Origin of the sequence: Paraburkholderia xenovorans LB400, assembly GCF_000013645.1 — a bacterium.
In the GTDB taxonomy this organism is placed as follows: Bacteria; Pseudomonadota; Gammaproteobacteria; order Burkholderiales; family Burkholderiaceae; genus Paraburkholderia; species Paraburkholderia xenovorans.
This window is the reverse complement of the sequence record NC_007952.1, coordinates 795,862-813,262: the sequence shown is the minus strand read 5'-3', so window position 1 is coordinate 813,262 and position 17,401 is coordinate 795,862. Positions and strand designations below refer to the sequence as shown.

17 protein-coding genes and 2 pseudogenes are annotated in these 17,401 nt (G+C 63.6%); 6 read left to right on the top strand and 13 right to left on the bottom strand.

What is annotated here, in order from left to right:
- Window positions 1-31 precede the first annotated feature (31 nt).
- Window positions 32-808, bottom strand: a complete 777-nt coding sequence (locus tag BXE_RS25585) for an SDR family NAD(P)-dependent oxidoreductase (protein ID WP_040124960.1) — start codon at window positions 806-808, stop codon at window positions 32-34.
- A 132-nt stretch (window positions 809-940) separates the two neighbouring features.
- Between BXE_RS25585 and BXE_RS25580 the strand changes: the two genes are divergently transcribed.
- From BXE_RS25580 to BXE_RS25570, 3 genes and pseudogenes are all read left to right on the top strand, one after another.
- On the top strand, window positions 941-1,594 hold the full coding sequence (locus BXE_RS25580) for a TetR/AcrR family transcriptional regulator (protein ID WP_148222999.1): 654 nt from the start codon (window positions 941-943) through the stop codon (window positions 1,592-1,594).
- A gap of 5 nt (window positions 1,595-1,599) precedes the next feature.
- Window positions 1,600-1,881, top strand: a pseudogene (locus BXE_RS25575) (aliphatic sulfonate ABC transporter substrate-binding protein); the annotation flags it as partial.
- Window positions 1,882-2,015: 134 nt separating this feature from the next.
- A complete protein-coding gene (locus BXE_RS25570; protein WP_011491026.1) occupies window positions 2,016-2,648 on the top strand; it encodes a hypothetical protein in 633 nt (210 codons plus the stop codon).
- A gap of 81 nt (window positions 2,649-2,729) precedes the next feature.
- Here BXE_RS25570 and BXE_RS25565 read toward each other — a convergent pair whose 3' ends face one another.
- The 7 genes from BXE_RS25565 to BXE_RS25535 all read right to left on the bottom strand — a co-directional run bounded on the left by BXE_RS25565 (window position 2,730) and on the right by BXE_RS25535 (window position 10,673).
- Complete coding sequence (locus tag BXE_RS25565; RefSeq protein WP_011491025.1) at window positions 2,730-3,599, bottom strand: alpha/beta fold hydrolase; 870 nt, start codon at window positions 3,597-3,599, stop codon at window positions 2,730-2,732.
- 100 nt (window positions 3,600-3,699) lie between these two features.
- Window positions 3,700-4,935, bottom strand: coding sequence for a 3-(3-hydroxy-phenyl)propionate transporter MhpT (gene mhpT, locus BXE_RS25560; protein WP_011491024.1), 1,236 nt, complete (start codon window positions 4,933-4,935; stop codon window positions 3,700-3,702).
- A 96-nt stretch (window positions 4,936-5,031) separates the two neighbouring features.
- Window positions 5,032-6,048 (bottom strand): 4-hydroxy-2-oxovalerate aldolase, encoded by a 1,017-nt coding sequence (gene dmpG / locus BXE_RS25555; protein ID WP_011491023.1) that lies wholly within the window; start codon window positions 6,046-6,048, stop codon window positions 5,032-5,034.
- Window positions 6,049-6,061: 13 nt separating this feature from the next.
- Entirely contained in the window at window positions 6,062-7,003 is a 942-nt protein-coding gene (locus BXE_RS25550) for an acetaldehyde dehydrogenase (acetylating) (protein WP_011491022.1), read from the bottom strand.
- A 24-nt stretch (window positions 7,004-7,027) separates the two neighbouring features.
- Window positions 7,028-7,834 (bottom strand): fumarylacetoacetate hydrolase family protein, encoded by an 807-nt coding sequence (locus tag BXE_RS25545; RefSeq protein WP_011491021.1) that lies wholly within the window; start codon window positions 7,832-7,834, stop codon window positions 7,028-7,030.
- 18 nt (window positions 7,835-7,852) lie between these two features.
- Entirely contained in the window at window positions 7,853-8,803 is a 951-nt protein-coding gene (locus BXE_RS25540; RefSeq protein ID WP_011491020.1) for a 3-carboxyethylcatechol 2,3-dioxygenase, read from the bottom strand.
- A 1-nt stretch (window position 8,804) separates the two neighbouring features.
- Entirely contained in the window at window positions 8,805-10,673 is a 1,869-nt protein-coding gene (locus tag BXE_RS25535) for a bifunctional 3-(3-hydroxy-phenyl)propionate/3-hydroxycinnamic acid hydroxylase (protein WP_011491019.1), read from the bottom strand.
- 249 nt (window positions 10,674-10,922) lie between these two features.
- On the opposite strand from BXE_RS25535, the gene BXE_RS25530 reads away from it, so the two are divergent.
- Both BXE_RS25530 and BXE_RS25525 read left to right on the top strand, forming a co-directional pair.
- Window positions 10,923-11,735: a DNA-binding transcriptional regulator gene (locus BXE_RS25530; RefSeq protein WP_011491018.1), complete on the top strand. Its 813-nt coding sequence runs from the start codon at window positions 10,923-10,925 to the stop codon at window positions 11,733-11,735.
- A gap of 203 nt (window positions 11,736-11,938) precedes the next feature.
- Window positions 11,939-12,229: a hypothetical protein gene (locus BXE_RS25525; RefSeq protein ID WP_011491017.1), complete on the top strand. Its 291-nt coding sequence runs from the start codon at window positions 11,939-11,941 to the stop codon at window positions 12,227-12,229.
- A gap of 338 nt (window positions 12,230-12,567) precedes the next feature.
- Here BXE_RS25525 and norR read toward each other — a convergent pair whose 3' ends face one another.
- A complete protein-coding gene (gene norR / locus BXE_RS25520) occupies window positions 12,568-14,160 on the bottom strand; it encodes a nitric oxide reductase transcriptional regulator NorR (protein ID WP_011491016.1) in 1,593 nt (530 codons plus the stop codon).
- A gap of 113 nt (window positions 14,161-14,273) precedes the next feature.
- Between norR and hmpA the strand changes: the two genes are divergently transcribed.
- Complete coding sequence (gene hmpA, locus BXE_RS25515) at window positions 14,274-15,455, top strand: NO-inducible flavohemoprotein (RefSeq protein WP_011491015.1); 1,182 nt, start codon at window positions 14,274-14,276, stop codon at window positions 15,453-15,455.
- Between the two features lie 39 nt (window positions 15,456-15,494).
- On the opposite strand, the gene BXE_RS25510 is transcribed toward hmpA, so the two are convergent.
- From BXE_RS25510 to BXE_RS44535, 4 genes and pseudogenes are all read right to left on the bottom strand, one after another.
- The gene (locus BXE_RS25510; protein ID WP_011491014.1) at window positions 15,495-15,782 is read right to left on the bottom strand and encodes a hypothetical protein; all 288 of its coding nucleotides are present in this window, start codon (window positions 15,780-15,782) and stop codon (window positions 15,495-15,497) included.
- 78 nt (window positions 15,783-15,860) lie between these two features.
- Window positions 15,861-16,175, bottom strand: coding sequence for a hypothetical protein (locus BXE_RS25505; RefSeq protein WP_040124007.1), 315 nt, complete (start codon window positions 16,173-16,175; stop codon window positions 15,861-15,863).
- 102 nt (window positions 16,176-16,277) lie between these two features.
- Complete coding sequence (locus BXE_RS25500; RefSeq protein ID WP_049782353.1) at window positions 16,278-16,790, bottom strand: phasin family protein; 513 nt, start codon at window positions 16,788-16,790, stop codon at window positions 16,278-16,280.
- Between the two features lie 269 nt (window positions 16,791-17,059).
- Window positions 17,060-17,286: pseudogene (locus BXE_RS44535) on the bottom strand (alpha/beta hydrolase); the annotation flags it as partial.
- Between the last annotated feature and the right edge of the window lie 115 nt (window positions 17,287-17,401).

Below are 17,401 nucleotides of genomic sequence, written 5' to 3'. Positions count from 1 at the left end.
CGCCCCGCCGCGGACCCGGCTTCAATCCGCTTCAGCGCTGGCGGAAAATCGGCGCCCCCCACGGCGCGCCGATCGTGCCGCCATCCACGACGATCTCGGCGCCCGTCATTCCCGACGCGTCGCCGGACGCAAGGAAAAGCACCGCTGCCGCGACTTCTTCCGGCCTCGCGAGGCGGGCCATAGGAATGCGCGGCGCAAACGCCTGTTCGGTTCCGTCGAGCGTCGCGCCTTCACGCGCGCCACGCGTCCAGATCGGCGTACGCGTGCCGCCGGGAATCACCGTATTCACGCGAATGCCGCGCTGCACGAGTTCCGACGCGAACACCTTCGCCATGCCCGTAATGCCGGCTTTGGTAGCGGAATACGCCGCCGACCCCGGCGAACCGAGTTCGCGCATCACCGAGCCGTTCAACACCACCGCGCCGCCCGCGCTCATCAGCGGCAGCGCTGCCTGGACCGTCAGAAAAACCGCTGTCAGGTTGGTGCGAAGAATCGCCTCGAACGCCGCAGCCGAGGTGCCGCCGAGCGGCGTCGGCCCGGAGATGCCGGCGTTGGCGAAGACGATGTCGAGCGACCCGAAAGCGCCTTTGATCTGTTCGAACAGCGCGCCGATCGCCGCTTCGTCGTCGAGATTGGCCTGCACGCCCAGCGCGTTTTCTCCTAGTTCGGCCACCGCCTGGTCGAGCTTCGCGCGATCGCGGCCCGTGATCGCCACCCGCGCTCCTTCGGCGATCAGAAGTTTTGCCGTGACGAAACCAATGCCGCTATTCCCGCCAGTCACCAACGCTGTCTTTCCAGTGAAACGCATCATCTCTCTCCTTGATTACGCCGCTCACGCACCGGACATCGCGGCGGCGCAGCGGCTGGAACGATTGAGTCAGGCGGCAAAGCGCCGCTGCACACGGACATCTCGCAAGATGCCGTTATCCGGACAATCTGCATGTTGATCATCATGCACATTTTCAGTATTATGCTCGTCATACAGATTGTCAAGAGGGTGACGGAAATGGGCTACTCGCAGGCGCAGAAAGCAGAAAGCCGGCAGCGCGTTCTGGAAACAGCCGCGCGGCAAATCCGGGAAGGCGGGATCGAGTCGCTCGGCGTGGCGGACTGCATGCGGCGCGCCGGGCTCACGCACGGCGCGTTCTACGGCCACTTTGCTTCGCGTGACGCGCTGATCGTGGAGGCGTTGGAATATGCGGTCGCCCAGAGCGAGAAACGTATCGCCGCGTTGAGCACGGGCTCGGGCGCGGCCGGATCGGCGAAGAAAGACCCGTTGCGCGCAATTGCCGACGTGTTCCTGAGCGACCGTCATATCAGGAATCCCGGCAGTGGGTGCGCGCTGTGCGCGCTTGCCGGCGAAGCGCGGCATGCGGCGCCGGAAATTCGCGAACGTCTGACGCTTTACGTGCACACGCTCGCATCGCAGATAGCGCAGACGCTAGCGGGGCATAGCGAAAGCCTGGCGCTCGGCATCGTTGCGACCATTGTGGGTGCGGTGACGCTGGCGCGTGCGGTCGACGACCCTGAACTTGCCAGATCGATTCTGGCCGGGTCGCTGGATCTGATCGTGGCGCAAGGCGGCGACGCTTAACGGAAACGCCGGACGATGGCCGCGCCGCCTTCGAGCGCGGCAGCGTGGATGCGTGGATCACGTAGGACCCGTACGTGGCTTCCGTCGACCACGACGCCGCCACCATCGAACGGGCGAATGCGCGCCGCAGTTATGCGGTGCGTCCTGTTCTTGCGCAGAATTTCGGCGAGCAGCAAAAGATTGCGGATACGTTTTTTCAGGCCGGATTGTTGCCTGCCAGGGTGGACACGGTGCAGGCGCAACGCTGGGACTTCGGGGCGAAACGCGCGGAGACCGCGGGTAGCTGACACGCGGTGTCAAAACGGTGTCAAAACGTACGGAGAAAACCGAATAAATCGCGTTGCAGAACGCCGCTCCAAATGTTTTTGGACAGTCGATTATCATGATTCGATCACCTCACTCGAACGACTCGGTGTTGGATATGACGAATACAGGCAAGGCGTTGATAATCGCGCTGGTTCTGGTGGATCTGGGATTCATCTCTTACCAGTTGCTCCCGAAAGGCGAGCGCTCCGGAGCGGCGCAAGATGCGGTAACGGCCAACTCCGCCACTGCGGCGGCGGTGGATCCGCGATTGGACGGCACGCATGTAACGGGCGGCAACGTGGTCGCCGCTTCGCCGTCTGCGAACAGTACGGGCGAGGTCGCGGGCGCGCCGTTGGCGTCCCAATCCGGCCCCGTCACCAGCGAGGCGCAAGCGGCCACACGGCCGCCGGAACCGCGCCATAAACAGGTCCGTACACCCGGATCAACCGAAACGCGCGATTCGGTGACTGCGAAGGCCAATGCGGCGCAGCCCGTCAACCATGCGCGTGACGACCTGGGCCGCCACGGTTCGAATGCCGTCGCGGCGGCCATGACGGAACAGCTCGTCAGGGAGTCTTCCAAACCCGATCCGTCGCTGCCGCTGCCGCCGCCAATCCAGCCCGCGCCGGGCAGCCAGGATCACGGCGGGTCGAACCCCGTTGCCGCCGCCATAACGCAGGAACTGGTGCGGCAATCCGCACGCGTCAATCCTGCTCCGCAGACACCGGCACCGGGCGGCACGCAGTAAGACGGCAGTCCGAAATAAATAGCTGGATGGCGGCGCCCTTGCGTGGCCCGCCGCGTTTCACCGGCATGCGCGCGGCAAGCTTCAATGCGCCAGAAAGTCCACCACCATACGGTTGAATTTCTCCGCATGTTCCCACTGAGCCCAGTGCCCGCAGCGGCTGAAAATATGCATCTCGGCATTCTGCATACCCGCGACGAGGCGCAGGCCCACGTCCATCGGCACAAAGCGGTCGTCGCGCCCCCAGATCACCAGCGTCGGCGCCGCAATCTCGCCCAGACGCGGGCCGAAGTCGTTGAACTGCTTCGGATTGGCCGCGAGACTCTTCACGAAGTTTTCCAGATGGTCACGACGTGCCAGCATATTGTCGAGCCGCGCCTGCATCAGGTCGTCGGTCAGCGCACTGGCGTCGAACACGAAGACGTTCATCATCCGTTTCAGGTTGTCGATTGTCGGTTCGCGATACAGGCCTTGCAGCAGCTTGATGCCTTCTGTCGGCATCGGCACGAACTGGCTGGGGCCGCCGGTTCCACCGCCCATCAACACCAGTTTGCCGACACGCTGCGGATTGGCGAGCGCGAACGCCACGGCGCTATGACCGCCCATCGAATTGCCGATGATGTGCACGCGCTCAATGTCGAGCGCGTCGAGCAAGCCCTTCAGCGAACGTGCGTTGAGTTCGGAGCGCGAGCCGTCGCACACGACCGGATCGCTTTTGCTCCAGCCCAGACAGTCCAGCAGGATGACCCGATAGCCCGCCGCGACGAGCGGCTCGACGTTGCGATTGAAGTTGGCCCAGCCGCTCGCACCTGGGCCCGAGCCGTGCAGCATCACCACGGTTTCGGCGCCCTGGCCGGCGTCGTTGTAGTGCAACTGCACTTCTCCGTCGCCTTCCTTGATACGCACGAATTTGCTGGTCGACGCTTCGGTGATTGCCGATACATTCGAGGTCATGTTGCTTTCCTTGATCTGAAGAGAATTGATTGACCGCGCACGCCGCCCGGTCGCGCACGGGCAGCATTCGGCGGCTCTATTGTGCGATCGCGTCATTGCGTCATTGCGCGGCAGCCGACGCATAGACCGGCGCCGGCTTGCCGACGGCGAGCCACGCCGCGACCGCCGCGACGGCGATCAGCGGAATGCTCGCGCTCAGCAGCACGGATGCGCTCTGCCCGATCGCCAGCAACTGGCCGGCGATCAAAGGTCCGAGAATCGAGCCCATGCGCCCCACCGCCACGGCGGCGCCCACGCCGGTACCACGCACGTGCGTCGGATAGACGCTGCTCGCGAGCGCATACAGCACCGACTGACCGCCGACCAGAAACAGACCCGCGAGCAAGCCGCCGCACGCCATCGACACACCGCCGCTCGCCGCCACGAGCGCGGCCAATGCCGCGGCAATGCCCAGATACATGCCGGTCACGGTGCGACGCTTGCCGATGCGATCCATCAGGCTCGCGATCACGATCGCGCCGATGCCGCCGCCGATGTTGAACATCATCTGCACGACGCCCGATTGCACGCGCGTGAGCCCACGGCTCAGCACCAGCGACGGCAGCCAGTTGATCAGGAAGTACAGCACGATCAACGTGCCCAGGTAACTGATCCACAGTGCGACCGTCGTGCCGGCTCGCCCTTCCTTCCACAATGCCTGCGCGATGCCGGACGGCGCGCCCGACCCACGCGAGCCGCCCGAGCGCGCGGCGACGAAATGCGCCGACTCGCGCATGAAGATCGCCAGCAGCGGCAGCACCAGCAGCGGTCCGACGCCGCCGACATAGAAGATATGCCGCCACCCCGCATCACCCGGGCTCACGATGCCGATCACCGCCGCGAGCGCCGCACCGAACGGCATGCCGCAATACATCGCGCCCACTGCCGTGTTGCGTTGATCCGGCGAGGCCGCTTCCGAGCACAACGCGATCAGGTTCGGCATTGCGGCGCCCAGACCGAGTCCCGTGAGAAAGCGCGCGGCCAGCAGACTGTTCAGGTCCCACACCTGCGTGGTGGCAATCGAGAAGATGCCGAACAGCGCGACCGAGAGCATCAGCACGCGCTTGCGGCCGAGCTTGTCGGCGAGCCGTCCGCCAATCGCCGCGCCGGGCAGCAGGCCGAGCGCGCCGATGCTGAATGCCCAGCCCATCTGCGCGACCGCGAGATGGAATTCGCGGGCCATGCGCGGCGCCGCGACGCCGGTCGATTGCAGATCCAGCCCTTCCAGTAACGCGACGATCAGGCATAGGCCGATCGTGACGGCACCGGTGGTGCGAGTGTTGGTTGATCGCTGCATGAAAAGTCTCCAATGTGTTTTCAGCATCGCTCTTGGCGGCGATAGCGCTGGGTGGTTGCCCGCGGCTCGGGCGGCCGCGAGCCTTGTAAAAAAACGCTAGACGCCGGCCGCGCGTTTCAGGTCCAGCGCCACGTCGACGATCATGTCCTCCTGGCCGCCGACCATGCGCCGCTTGCCCAGCTCGACCAGAATGTCGACCGCTTTCAGGCCGTACTTCTTCGCGGCTACTTCGGAATGCCGCAGGAAGCTCGAATACACGCCCGCGTAACCGAGCGCCAGCGTCTCACGGTCCACGCGTACCGGACGGTCCTGCAAGGGCCGCACGATATCGTCGGCGGCGTCCATCAGCGTGTAGAGATCGGTGCCGTGGTGCCAGCCGGCGCGCTCGGCCGCGGCAATGAACACCTCCAGCGGCGCATTGCCCGCACCCGCGCCCATGCCCGCGAGGCTCGCATCGATGCGGTCGCAACCTTCTTCCACCGCGACGAGCGAGTTCGCGACGCCGAGGCTCAGGTTGTGGTGCGCGTGCATGCCGGTCTTCGTCTCCGGCTTCAGCACGGCCTTCAATGCGCGAAAGCGCGCGCGCACGTCGTTCATGTTCATCGCGCCGCCGGAGTCGACCACGTAAATACACGTCGCTCCGTAGCTCTCCATCTTTTTCGCTTCCACGGCGAGGTTTTCCGGCGTGGTCATGTGGCTCATCATCAGGAAGCCGACCGTGTCCATGCCGAGTTCGCGCGCGTATTCGATGTGCTGCTTCGAGATGTCCGCTTCGGTGCAATGCGTGGCGACCCGCACGATACGCGCGCCCGCCTGGTACGCCGCCTTCAGATCGTGAATCGTGCCGATGCCGGGCAACAGCAGCGTGGCGATCTGCGCGTGCCCGACCACGTCGGCGACCGCTTCGATCCACTCGAGGTCGCTATGCGCGCCAAAGCCGTAGTTGAAACTCGACCCTTGCAGACCGTCGCCATGCGCGACTTCGATGCTGTCCACTTTTGCGCTGTCGAGCGCGCGGGCAATCTGCTGCACGTTGTCGATCGAATACTGATGACGGATCGCGTGACTGCCGTCGCGCAGCGTCACGTCGGAGATATAGAGTTTCCTGTCCATGAGAAGCGTCTCCTTAAGCCTGCACGAGGGATTGCGCCATGCGCTCAGCGGTCGCGAGCGCGGCCGAGGTCATGATGTCGAGATTGCCCGCATAAGCCGGCAGGTAATGCGCCGCGCCTTCGACCTCGATGAACACCGAGGTCTTCAAACCGCTGAAGCGGCCAAGGCCCGGAATGTTCAGCGGCACGTCGGCGGCGATTTCGTCGAACTGCACTTTCTGCTTCAGACGGTAACCCGGCACATACGCATGCACGGCAGCGGCCATCGCTTCGATCGAGGCTTCCACCTGCGCGCGGTCGGCGAGATCCGACAGCACGTAGACCGTGTCGCGCATCATCACCGGCGGCTCGGCCGGATTGAGCACGATGATCGCCTTGCCTTTGGCCGCGCCGCCCACGGCCTCGATTGCCTTCGAGGTGGTTTCGGTGAACTCGTCGATATTCGCGCGCGTGCCGGGACCGGCCGATTTGCTGCTGATCGACGCAACGATTTCCGCGTAGTGCACCTTCGCCACGCGCGAGACCGCGGCCACCATCGGAATCGTTGCCTGACCGCCGCACGTCACCATGTTGACGTTGCGGCTGTCCAGATGTGCGTCGAGATTCACGACCGGCACGCAGTACGGACCGATCGCGGCAGGCGTCAGGTCGATCAGCCGGATGCCGGGTTTCAGCGCGCGCAGAAACGCGTCGTTCTTCACATGGGCGCCGGCCGAGGTGGCGTCGAACACGAAGTCGATGTCATCGAACACCGGCAGGCGCGTCAGGCCTTCCACGCCTTCGTGCGTGGTGGCGACGCCGAGCCGCGCGGCGCGCGCGAGCCCATCGGACGCCGCGTCGATACCGACCATTGCCGCCATCTCCAGGTGTTCGCTGTGCCGCATGATCTTGATCATCAGATCGGTGCCGATGTTGCCGGAGCCGATGATCGCAGCCTTGAGTTTTTCGCTTGCCATGTGAGTCCTCAGTCGGGTGATTGCTTATGCGGAGAAAATCGCGCGAACGCTGCCGAGGCCTTCGATCTGCGCGCTGAACGTGCCGGGCCGCGTCACCGCGACCATCGGGCCGAGCGCGCCGGTCATGAGGACGTCGCCGGCTCGCAGCGGCGTGCCGAGCTGCTGCAGCCGGTCCGCGAGCCACACGGCGGCGTTCAGCGGATTGCCGAGACACGCGGCGCCGTTGCCGCGCGAGAGCGTTTCGGCATCGTTCGAAAGGGTCATCGCGCAAGCCGCGAGATCGACGTCGCGCAGCAGCACGGGGCGGCTGCCGAGCACGAAGCGCGCGCTCGACGCGTTGTCCGCGACCGTATCGACGAAGCGGATATTCCAGCCTTCGATGCGGCTGTCCACGACTTCGATAGCGGCGACCGCGTACGCGGTTGCGCGAATCAGGTCGGCGTAGGTGTGCTTTTCATGCGTGAGATCGTGTTCGAGCACGAGCGCGATTTCCGCTTCGACCTTCGGCTGGATCAGTTCGCCGAGCGGGATCGGCTGGTTGTCGCCATACGCCATCGACGCGAACAGCGCGCCGAAGTCCGGTTGATCGACGCCGAGCTGCCGTTGCACCGCGGGTGAAGTCAGGCCGATCTTGCGGCCCACAATCCGCTCGCCGGCGGCCACTCGCGCCTCGACGTTGATCTGTTGCACTGCATAGGCGAGGCCGGCGGCATCGGCTGCGTGCAGATGGGCGAAGCGCTCGTCGTCGCGCAACGGCGCGATGGTCTGACGCGTGCGTTCGGATTCGCGCAGCCGCAGGGCGAGCGCTTCAGCATTGCTTCGGTGGTTCATATCGGGTTCCGTGATTCGTCAGGCGGTTTCGGCAATGGGCCGCGCATGCATCGCGCCGAAGCCCGCGATCCACTCGGGGATCGGCCGGTAGTAATCGAGCGTGGCGCGATAAGGTCCGTACGCCTGCAGCGCGCCGAATGCGGCGATCCACGTGCGTACCTCGTGCGCGGACTTGCCTGCCTCGCGCGTGATCGCGCTGTCGGTGAAGCCGTCGAGCGCGGGCAACTGCCCTTCTTCGAGCAGCTTCAGGAACGCGCGGTCCCATTCGGGATTCAGCGGATGCAGGCGGCTGTCGCCCGCGGCGAACGCGCGGGCCGCCGCGACGGTGCGGGCCTGGCGCGCCGCCCGCGCTTCCCGCGACGGATTGCGGCCGGCGATCAGGCGCTCGGCGACTTCGTCCGTGGCGCCCGCCAGTTCGGGCACCGGCGGCTCGTGCGAAATGCCGCCGGAGCCGATCACCAGCACGCGTTGGCCAGAACGCGCGAGGCTGCGGCCCAGCGCGTCGCCGAGCAAACGCGCGCGGCGGCACGACGCCATAGGCGGCGCGACCGAGTTGATGAACACCGGCACGACCGGATAACGGTCCAGTGAGCCGGTGAGAATCTCCAGCGCCTGCGCGCAGCCGTGGTCGACCTGCATCCGGTACGACAGGGCAACGTCGACGTCGGCCGCGAGCACGGCTTGCGCGAGATCGAGCGCGAGGTCGGCGGGGACCGCAAGCTGGCCCGCCAGACTGCCGAAGTCGCCGACCGCGCTCGCCGAAGCGCCGATGCAGAACGGCGGCATCACGTCGTAGAAGAAACCGTTGTAGTGGTCAGGCGCGAACACGACGACCAGTTGCGGATCGAAGTCCGCAACGCGTGCGCGCGCCGCCGCGTGAATCCGCCCGACTTCCGCGACGACTTCCGGCGCCGGATCACAGTAGCCGCTAAGCGGCGTGTGGGAAAGACATTCGAGCAATACCGGCATGTCAGGCTCGGGTCGCAACGGCAGCGACGGCAGCAACACCCGCGACGCTTTCTGGCGCGACGGCCCGCTCAGGCACCGCAAGCTTCACCGCGGGCTGCTCAGCCGGCTTCAGCGAGAGCTTGAGCGCCAGTTCGCCAATGCAGTCCGACACCTGCTGCGGCGTGCACATACCCGCGACGAAACGATCGGGCCGCAGCAGCACGACCGACTCCGGCACACGCGCGAACCACTCCTTAAGCCGGCCCTGCACATCGCCGATCGCGATCACGCCCGCCGGCACGTCGTCATGAAAATCCAGCTGGTTGTCGGGCTTGGCGAGCACGAAACAGCCGCCGAGGCGTTGCCACGTTTCGCGCGCGAGCGGCGACAACCCAAAGGTGGGATCCGAGCCCCAGCCGATAATCGCAAAGCGACTGCCCAGCACGTCGTCGAGACGCACGACGCTGCCTTCCGCCGTGCGCACACGGGGCTGAATGAACATGCGCCCGACCGGCGAATGACACGACGGATCACGGCCGTACACGAGGCGGCCGAGCAGCGACTCGCGCTTCTCGCTCATCAGGCCGAGCAGCCGGCCGGGTGCGGAATGACCGGAGCGTTCCAGCACGCGAGCCATCACGCCATGCTTGCGTTTGCGCTCCGCGAGCAGGACGACACCCGTTTCGTAGCGCGGCATCGGCTTGAAACGCATCTCCACGAAGTAGCGCTTCATGGCGGGGACTACGTTGAAGGTCCGCACGAAGGCGTCACGGAATTTGATGCCGAAGCGGCTCGTCGGCGCGAAGATGTCGCCCGCCACTTCCGAGAGATGGATCATCGAGCGCGCATGCGCGCGGCGCTCCGCCGTGTAGGTGTCGAGTAACGCGTCGCCGGCGAGTTGCTTGACCACCATCGCCAGCTTCCAGCCGAGATTGCTCGCGTCGCGAATCCCGCTGTTGTAGCCCTGCCCTTGCCAGACCGGCATGATGTGCGCGGCGTCGCCGGCCAGCAGCACGCGGTCCACCCGGAAGGTGCTGGCAAGCCGCGCATTGTGCGTATAGACACGCTTGCGGATGTAGTCCACCTTCTGCGGATCGGCCACCACCTTGCGGATCAGCGCAGCCATGTTCTCGGGCTTCGACAGTTCCTCTTCCGTTTCTCCCGGCATAACCATGAATTCGAAGCGGCGAATGCCGTGCGGCAATGCCGCCGATACGTACGGCCGTTGCGGATCGCAATGCATGTAGATGTGCGGCGAGCCGATCGGGTCGTTACGGACATCCACCACGATCCACTGGTTCGGTTTCGTGCGTCCTTCGAACGGCACGTCGAGCAGGCGGCGCACGAAGCTGTTGCCGCCGTCCGCGCCGACCATGTACGACGCGCGCACCGTGCGGCGGCCGCCTTTCTCGTCGTCCGCTTCGATCGTCACGCCGGCCGGGTCCTGCGTGAAGCCGCTCACGCTGGTGCCGAACAGCACCTGGACATGCGGGAAACGGCGCAGCCCTTCGTACAGCACACGATCCGCGAGCGGCTGGATGAAGGCATTGCGGCGCGACCAGCCGAACTCGTCGGTACGCGGTTCGATCGACGCGAAGCAGTGACCGGTGTGCGTGACGAAGCGCATCCAGTGGTCAGGCGTGGTGTGCGGCAACAGCACGTCGGCGAGGCCGACCGACTGGAACACGCGCAGCGCTTCGTCGTCCAGACCGATGGCGCGCGGATAATCGATGATCTGTTCGAGCTTTTCCAGCACCACCACGCGAACGCCCTGCAAGCCCAGATAATTGGCGATCATCAAACCAACCGGACCGGCACCGATAATCGCCACGTCGGCGGACACGGTTTCGCAGCGGCGGCTGGCGGCCACCGGATCATTCGATGCGGGCATACTGTCTCCTTTCTCGCGAGCGGCCGAACGCGCCACCGCTTCAGATAGCGGAATTGTTTGAAATATCCAGGGAGAGCACGGCGTGACGATTGCGTATCGCCACGGCGAAAAAATCGCGCATGGGATGCGGCATCTCGCGTCTCCTTGAATCGTTGATTTGCTCGCAGTCTAGGACTCGCGCCGTATGGCCTCAACAATTTGTGAGAAATGTGCATAGAATGCACACAGTTGATTTAATGAGGTTTTCTGGTGACAAAATACACGAGCGTGCGGGGACTCGCGCGCGGCCTGCAGGTGCTCCAGGCGCTCAATTCCGTGGAAAGCGGCCGCGCCACCAGCCAGCAGATCAGCGATCTGACCGGACTGCATCGCACCACCGTGCGACGGCTGCTGGAGACGTTGATGGAGGAAGGCTTCGTGCGGCGCAGCGCATCGGACGACAGTTTCCGCCTGACGCTGCAGGTTCGTTCGTTGAGCGAAGGTTTTACGGACAACGAACGGATAGCGATGATCGCGCCGCCGATCATGGGGCAGTTGCTGCAGCGCGTTGCATGGCCTTCGGATCTCACCACGCCGGATGGCGACGCAATGATCATCCGCGAAACGACGCACCGTTTCAGTCCGCTCTCGTTTCACCGTTCGATGGTCGGGCGCCGTTTGCCGATTCTGCTCACCGCCGCGGGGCGCGCCTACTTTGCGATGTGCCCCGACGGCGAGCGCGAGGACATTCTCGAATTGCTGCGCTCAGGCGTGGGCGGTGAGGAGCAGAAAGCGCTCGCCTCCAACGACGCGTTGATAAAGAGCCTCGTGAAACGCGTGCGTACGGACGGCTTCGGCTCGAATCACGGCGACTGGTCCGCGCAAAGCAAGATCGGCGCGGTCGCCGTTGCGATCGTCTCGCGCGAGCGTGTGCTGGCGAGTCTGAATGTCGTGTTCCTTTCGCGGGCGGTCACGCTCGCGGAGGCGAAACGGCGCTACGTGCCGGAACTCCAGACCGCGGTGCGCGAGATGGTTGCCGCGCTCGAGTCGCAGGACGAGTCGGGCGCAAAGAAGCCGGAGTGACGGACGTGGCGCCGGTGGGGTTCATACGTATTCACTGCCGTTTACCCTGGCTGCTCACCGCGTTCGCGCGCCTATTCTTCAGCGGAATATGCTGATACCCAACCACCGCAGATTGACCAAAAAACAGGCTTCTGTTCGCCGGATTGAAACCTGCCCTGCGGGCGCACACTGGCATCGTGCCAATCGCGCAAAAGGAGCCTCAAATGTCTTCCCGCCACGACCAGGACGACGAGTTCGAAACCGGCCTGCCGGCTGTTTCGGCGACCGAATGGACGAGCCCGGTGCCGGGCGCCGACGCCGGAACGATGCGCGGTCTGCACCTCGCGTCGGAAAGCGTGTTATGCCTCGCAACGCAGACTTACGACGCAGTTGCGCGCGGCGACGCGGCGGCGGCGCAAGCGGCGCGCGCCTCGCTCGAACAGCAACTGGCACTGGCCACGCGCCTGATCGACGAGCTTCTGCTCGACGGCGCCGGCCCGCATACGACGCATTGACCGGCCGGCAGGCCGACAGCATTAATCGCAGTCTCAACTTCTGAAAACTGAAATGAGCGCTCTGACGGTAGTTCTCTGCATCTGGTTCATGGTGGCCGTTTGTGCCGTTCTCTTCATTCGCGGCGCCAACCCGCGCGTGGGGCGTCCCCGCAAAGCGCCGCAAAAGCGCCCGGCGCGCTTTTCGATCGCGGAGTAACGGCGCGCTGGCGCGGCATCGATCCATTCGCGACGACACCTGCGAATTCTTCGAACGATCTCCTCGTCCGGATTCGATGAAGAAACATGCCGCGCAAGCTGCTGCCGGTGTGCAGTGGTTGCGCGGCCAGGCCTATTGCGGTTTATTTGAGGCCGAGCCGTTTGGCCAACCGGTTCAGATTCGCCCGATCGAGACCGAGCTCGCGCGCAACCGCTGCCCAGTTCCGGCTGTGGCGCGCCAGGGCGTCGAGAACGGTGGTGCGCTCGAACTCGGTCACCGCGCTGCGGAAGTCCTTCACGCCGGTGCCGGGTGTATCGGCGGGCGTTGGGCCGGTGGTTTCGTCCGGTGCGGCTGACAGCGCGAAGTCGGTGGCGGTCAACGTCAGAATCCGACGGCGCTCGCGATTCGCGGCCAGCGCCTTGAGCGCGCTTCGCCCGATCAGATGCTCGAGCTCACGCACATTGCCCGGCCACGGATAACGCAGCAGCGCGGCTTGCGCGTCCGCCGCGAGACGCAGGCTCAGCAGCCCGAGCCGCGAACGGTTCTCTTCAAGGAAAAAGCCCGCGAGAAGCAGCACATCGCGGCCGCGTTCGCGCAACGGCGGCACGCGTAACGGATAGACGCTGAGACGATGATAGAGGTCCGCGCGGAAGCGCCCGGCGCGCACCTCTTCCGCGAGATCGCGATTGGTGGCCGCGATCAGCCGCACGTCGACCTGGTGTTCGTGGTCCGAACCGATCCGCTGCAACTGGCCGTTCTGCAGCACGCGCAACAGCTTGGCCTGTACGAGAAGCGGCAGTTCTCCCACCTCGTCGAGAAACATCGTTCCGCCGTCCGCCAGTTCGAATTTGCCACGCCGGTCCGACGACGCGCCGGAGAATGCGCCCCGCACATGCCCGAACAGTTCACTCTCCACGAGCGTGTCGGGCAGCGCGGCGCAATTCAGACTGACGAGCGGCTTATTCGCGCGCGACGAGAGCGCGTGAATCGCGTTGGCCACGAGTTCTTTGCCGACGCCAGTCTCGCCGGTGATCAGCACAGTCAGATCACTGCCGGCGACAACCTCGATTTCCTGCATCAACTGCGTGTGGGCTTCACTGCTGCCGATCATTTCACGCCGGCTCTGGCTGCTCGCCTGCCGGTAGGCCTCCGCGCGCCGCCGCTCTTCCTCGCCGCTACGCGCCAGCGTATCGATCCGCTCGACAACACTCACCGTGGCAGCGGCAAGGCTCAGAAACGCCTGTAGCGAAGCCATGTCGATGCTATCGAAGCGCGCCGGGTCCAATGCATCGAGCGTGAGCAAACCCCACGGCCGGCCGCGAACAAACAGCGGACAGCCGAGGCAATCGTGAACTTCGAGATGCCCGGCGGCGCCTTGCACGAGGCCGTCGTAAGGATCCGGCAAATCGGAGTCGGCGGCGAAACGCGTCGGCTCCGGGCGCGACAGAAGTTGCTCGAAGCGCGGATGGTCGGTGACACGAAAGCGCCGCCCAAGCGTATCGCTGCTCAAACCGTCGATCGCGAGCGGCACCAGCGTGTCGCCTTCCAGCCGCAACAACGCGGCCGCGTCGCCGGGAAACAGCGTCCGCAGGCTGCTGAGCAGACGGCGGTAACGCTCGCGGTAGGACAGGTCGCGCGAGAGGTCGAGGATCAGGGGCGTGAGAACGTCGAGCAGTGCCTGCGCAGTCAGATTGACTCCGTCTGGAGTCTTTGCGACCAAGGTCGAATTGACCATTATCGAATTCAGATCATTGATTTGTTTGCATTTTATACCTGGCACAAAACATGGATAGAAAAGGCGCGACAGTCGATGCACGACTGACTATCCACTCACCACCAGGGCTACCTATGCTTTCCGCCGAACACCGCGCTATCGTCAAAGCCACCGTTCCTCTTCTCGAGAGCGGAGGCGAAGCGTTGACCACGCACTTCTACAGGATTCTCATCGGCGAACATCCCGAAGTGCGGCCCATGTTCAACCTCGCGAATCAGGCAAGCGGCGCACAGCCACGCGCGCTGGCCAACAGTGTGCTGATGTACGCGCGCCACATCGATCAGCTCGAACAACTCGGCGGGCTGGTCTCGCAGATCATCAACAAGCACGTCGCATTGAATATCCTGCCGGAGCACTATCCGATTGTCGGACAGTGCCTGCTCCGAGCCATCCGCGAAGTGCTCGGCGCCGAAATCGCAACGGATGCGGTTATCGCAGCGTGGGCCGCCGCGTATCGACAACTTGCCGATCTGCTGATCGGGCTCGAAGAAAAGATCTACGCCGAGCGGGAAGCGGCACCGGGCGGCTGGCGCGGCACGCGGCTCTTTCGCGTTGCACGTAAGGTGCGGGAGAGCGACGAGATCACGTCGTTCTATCTGCGCCCCGACGACAATGGCGAGTTACTCGCATTCCATCCGGGCCAATATATCGGCGTGCGGCTGTATATCGACGGCGAAGAAGTGCGCCGCAATTACTCGCTCTCGGCCATGTCGAATGGCTGCGAATACCGTATCAGCGTAAAGCGCGAAGCGAACGGAAAGGTGTCCAGCCATCTGCATACGCACCTCAATGAAAACGATACGATCGAACTGTTTGCGCCGGCCGGCGACTTCACGCTCGAACCTGGCGACAAGCCGCTCGTGCTGATTAGCGGCGGCGTGGGCATCACACCCACGCTGGCCATGCTGCAAGCCGCGTTGCATACCAATCGCGTCGTGCACTTCATCCACTCGGCGCGTCATGGCGGCGTTCATGCGTTCCGCGACACGATCGAGCAACTCGCCGCGCGTCACCCGCAATTGAAGCGTTTCTATTGCTACGAACAGCGCCGCGCGGACGATGCCGACGCAGATGGCATCGGCTATCTCGACGAAACACGTCTGGACGCATGGCTGCCGGAAACGCGCGACGTCGACGTCTATTTCCTCGGGCCGATCGCATTCATGAAGGCGGTCAAGAAGCACCTGAAGGCGATCGGCGTACCGGAATCACAAAGCCGTTATGAATTCTTCGGCCCGGCTGCCGCACTGGAATAAACCGTAGCGCAGAGGTCACGGCTGCGTTGGACATGCCACTCAGCAAAGCGTCGCGCTGGTCACCCAGGACATGCTCCTGAAGCGCGCGATCATTGCATCCACCCACTCGGTTTGCGCTTGCGCGAGTGCGATCGTGACCTCTTCGAAACCGCTGCCGGGACGCGTCGTCACAGCGACTTTTTCGACGTTGCGGGAAAACGGCAACAGCACCTGCCAGATCGCGGCAATGCGCATACCGTGGAGCGCCGCGCGCACCACGAGTCGATGACTGCCTGAAGCATGCGCCGACAGCACTTTCAAACCGCTCTCAGAACCTTCATGGGTCATTTCGCTCTCCTGTGTACTGGCTTACCGGCCGATTCGTTCCGAACCGGCATCCCAGATGCCGGATCGATTCTTCCGCCTTTACGAGGGTATCTTTACGATGCCCCGCAACCGCCTCAATAAAGCGTCGGCATGCTCGCGATCAATCTTCGATATTTCGCGCTGATTCAGTATTGCCTCGATGCGCTGACGCCAATAACCCGGCTCGTTCACTAACGACGTGCAAGCCATAGAATCACCTCTGGAAGTTAGTCTCTCAAGCGTTGTGACTATCGTTTCGATATGCAGAAGATCGTTCTTAAAAGAGGCGTGACTTCCCATTACATTCCCGGCTGACTTTTTTAAGGCGCCTTCGGATCGCCCTTCGAACGGGTTGGCAAGCAATGCGATACCCATTTCGTCTCCGAATCGGCCGATCCGTCCTGCTGGCAGGAAAGCGAAGCAACAGCCGCGGAGCATTCCGCCGGCTGCATGAGCATTGCTGTTGGCTGGTTTGCCTTATTTGACGCGCGTAGATGCGGATGCTGACGACTGGCCTGCCTGCGCCATTGCAATGGCTTGCGCGGTGGCTTTGCGCATTGCGTCGTAGGCTGCGCCCGCACTGGAAACCGCCGACTTGAACACGGTGACCGCAACCTCCGAACCTGCCGGCGCATTGCGGGCGAAGTCGTCCACTACCGTCTGCATTTTCGCGTTCGACTGCGCGAAGCGATCTTCGAAGAGCTTCAGAAACTCGGCCTGCACGCTATTCGCAATGCCGAACAGGTGACTGTTGTACGACAGCACTTTCTCCGCCACCGGTTTCACGTTGCCGGCTTGATGAACAAACAATTCCACCGGCGTCTTACCGGAGGTCGCCAGTTGCCAGGCCTGCTCGCTCTCGGCGAGCGTGGCTTTGGCTGCCTGCAGGTTCAATTTGGCCAGTTCTTCAAAATACTGGAATGTTTGCTGCGTCATCGCAAATGCGACGGCAACATTGGCACTTTGCATGGAGATAAACTGATCCGGCATCGAAAAATACACTCTGTACTCCTTCTTTAAAATCTACCAACCACTTCAGAGGAGGTAGGCGAAAACGGCCTGCAAGCATGCCGATTGTTCGCCTGACGACTACCAGTCCCCTCGATCCGTTCTGCAATGCAGAATTAGATGAAACATTCTAACTTTGTTAAACCGGCGTCTGGCGCACTGTTTTGTAGGTAGTTACCCTTGGGTCCATCGCATTGATTTGACTGAAGAATTGGGCAGTTTGGACGCTCTGGCGACTGCCGATTTGCAACGAATGCTTTCGGCGCCTCCTGCGGCAGGTTGTGCCCAATACCGCCGCCAATGTTCCGGTGCGCATACTTACCGGTGAACTTCTTCGCGTACGCAGCCGGTTCGGGATACAGCGCGTTCGCGTCCCCTTCCATCGTGATGGTCGCACGGTAATGACCGGCGCCAGCGCGAGGCGCTTTTCCAGTCCGTCGTATTGCGCCTCGCCGTTGACCAGACCCAGACGAAAGCGTCCCGGCCTGTCCGCATCCGGATGATCCAGATCAAGTTGCCCCGTCCATAGCGTCGGTTATAAGTATTTGCAGCATAAAACTTGCTGGGGCACGAGCCGTTGCCTTGATCAAAAC

Excerpts from the sequence above, each read along its gene's own strand:
- BXE_RS25585 (WP_040124960.1), bottom strand. The coding sequence starts at position 808 with ATGCGTTTCACTGGAAAGACAGCGTTGGTGACTGGCGGGAATAGCGGC.
- BXE_RS25580 (WP_148222999.1), top strand. The coding sequence starts at position 941 with ATGTTGATCATCATGCACATTTTCAGTATTATGCTCGTCATACAGATT.
- BXE_RS25570 (WP_011491026.1), top strand. The coding sequence starts at position 2,016 with ATGACGAATACAGGCAAGGCGTTGATAATCGCGCTGGTTCTGGTGGAT.
- BXE_RS25565 (WP_011491025.1), bottom strand. The coding sequence starts at position 3,599 with ATGACCTCGAATGTATCGGCAATCACCGAAGCGTCGACCAGCAAATTC.
- mhpT (WP_011491024.1), bottom strand. The coding sequence starts at position 4,935 with ATGCAGCGATCAACCAACACTCGCACCACCGGTGCCGTCACGATCGGC.
- dmpG (WP_011491023.1), bottom strand. The coding sequence starts at position 6,048 with ATGGACAGGAAACTCTATATCTCCGACGTGACGCTGCGCGACGGCAGT.
- BXE_RS25550 (WP_011491022.1), bottom strand. The coding sequence starts at position 7,003 with ATGGCAAGCGAAAAACTCAAGGCTGCGATCATCGGCTCCGGCAACATC.
- BXE_RS25545 (WP_011491021.1), bottom strand. The coding sequence starts at position 7,834 with ATGAACCACCGAAGCAATGCTGAAGCGCTCGCCCTGCGGCTGCGCGAA.
- BXE_RS25540 (WP_011491020.1), bottom strand. The coding sequence starts at position 8,803 with ATGCCGGTATTGCTCGAATGTCTTTCCCACACGCCGCTTAGCGGCTAC.
- BXE_RS25535 (WP_011491019.1), bottom strand. The coding sequence starts at position 10,673 with ATGCCCGCATCGAATGATCCGGTGGCCGCCAGCCGCCGCTGCGAAACC.
- BXE_RS25525 (WP_011491017.1), top strand. The coding sequence starts at position 11,939 with ATGTCTTCCCGCCACGACCAGGACGACGAGTTCGAAACCGGCCTGCCG.
- norR (WP_011491016.1), bottom strand. The coding sequence starts at position 14,160 with ATGGTCAATTCGACCTTGGTCGCAAAGACTCCAGACGGAGTCAATCTG.
- hmpA (WP_011491015.1), top strand. The coding sequence starts at position 14,274 with ATGCTTTCCGCCGAACACCGCGCTATCGTCAAAGCCACCGTTCCTCTT.
- BXE_RS25510 (WP_011491014.1), bottom strand. The coding sequence starts at position 15,782 with ATGACCCATGAAGGTTCTGAGAGCGGTTTGAAAGTGCTGTCGGCGCAT.
- BXE_RS25505 (WP_040124007.1), bottom strand. The coding sequence starts at position 16,175 with ATGGGTATCGCATTGCTTGCCAACCCGTTCGAAGGGCGATCCGAAGGC.
- BXE_RS25500 (WP_049782353.1), bottom strand. The coding sequence starts at position 16,790 with ATGCCGGATCAGTTTATCTCCATGCAAAGTGCCAATGTTGCCGTCGCA.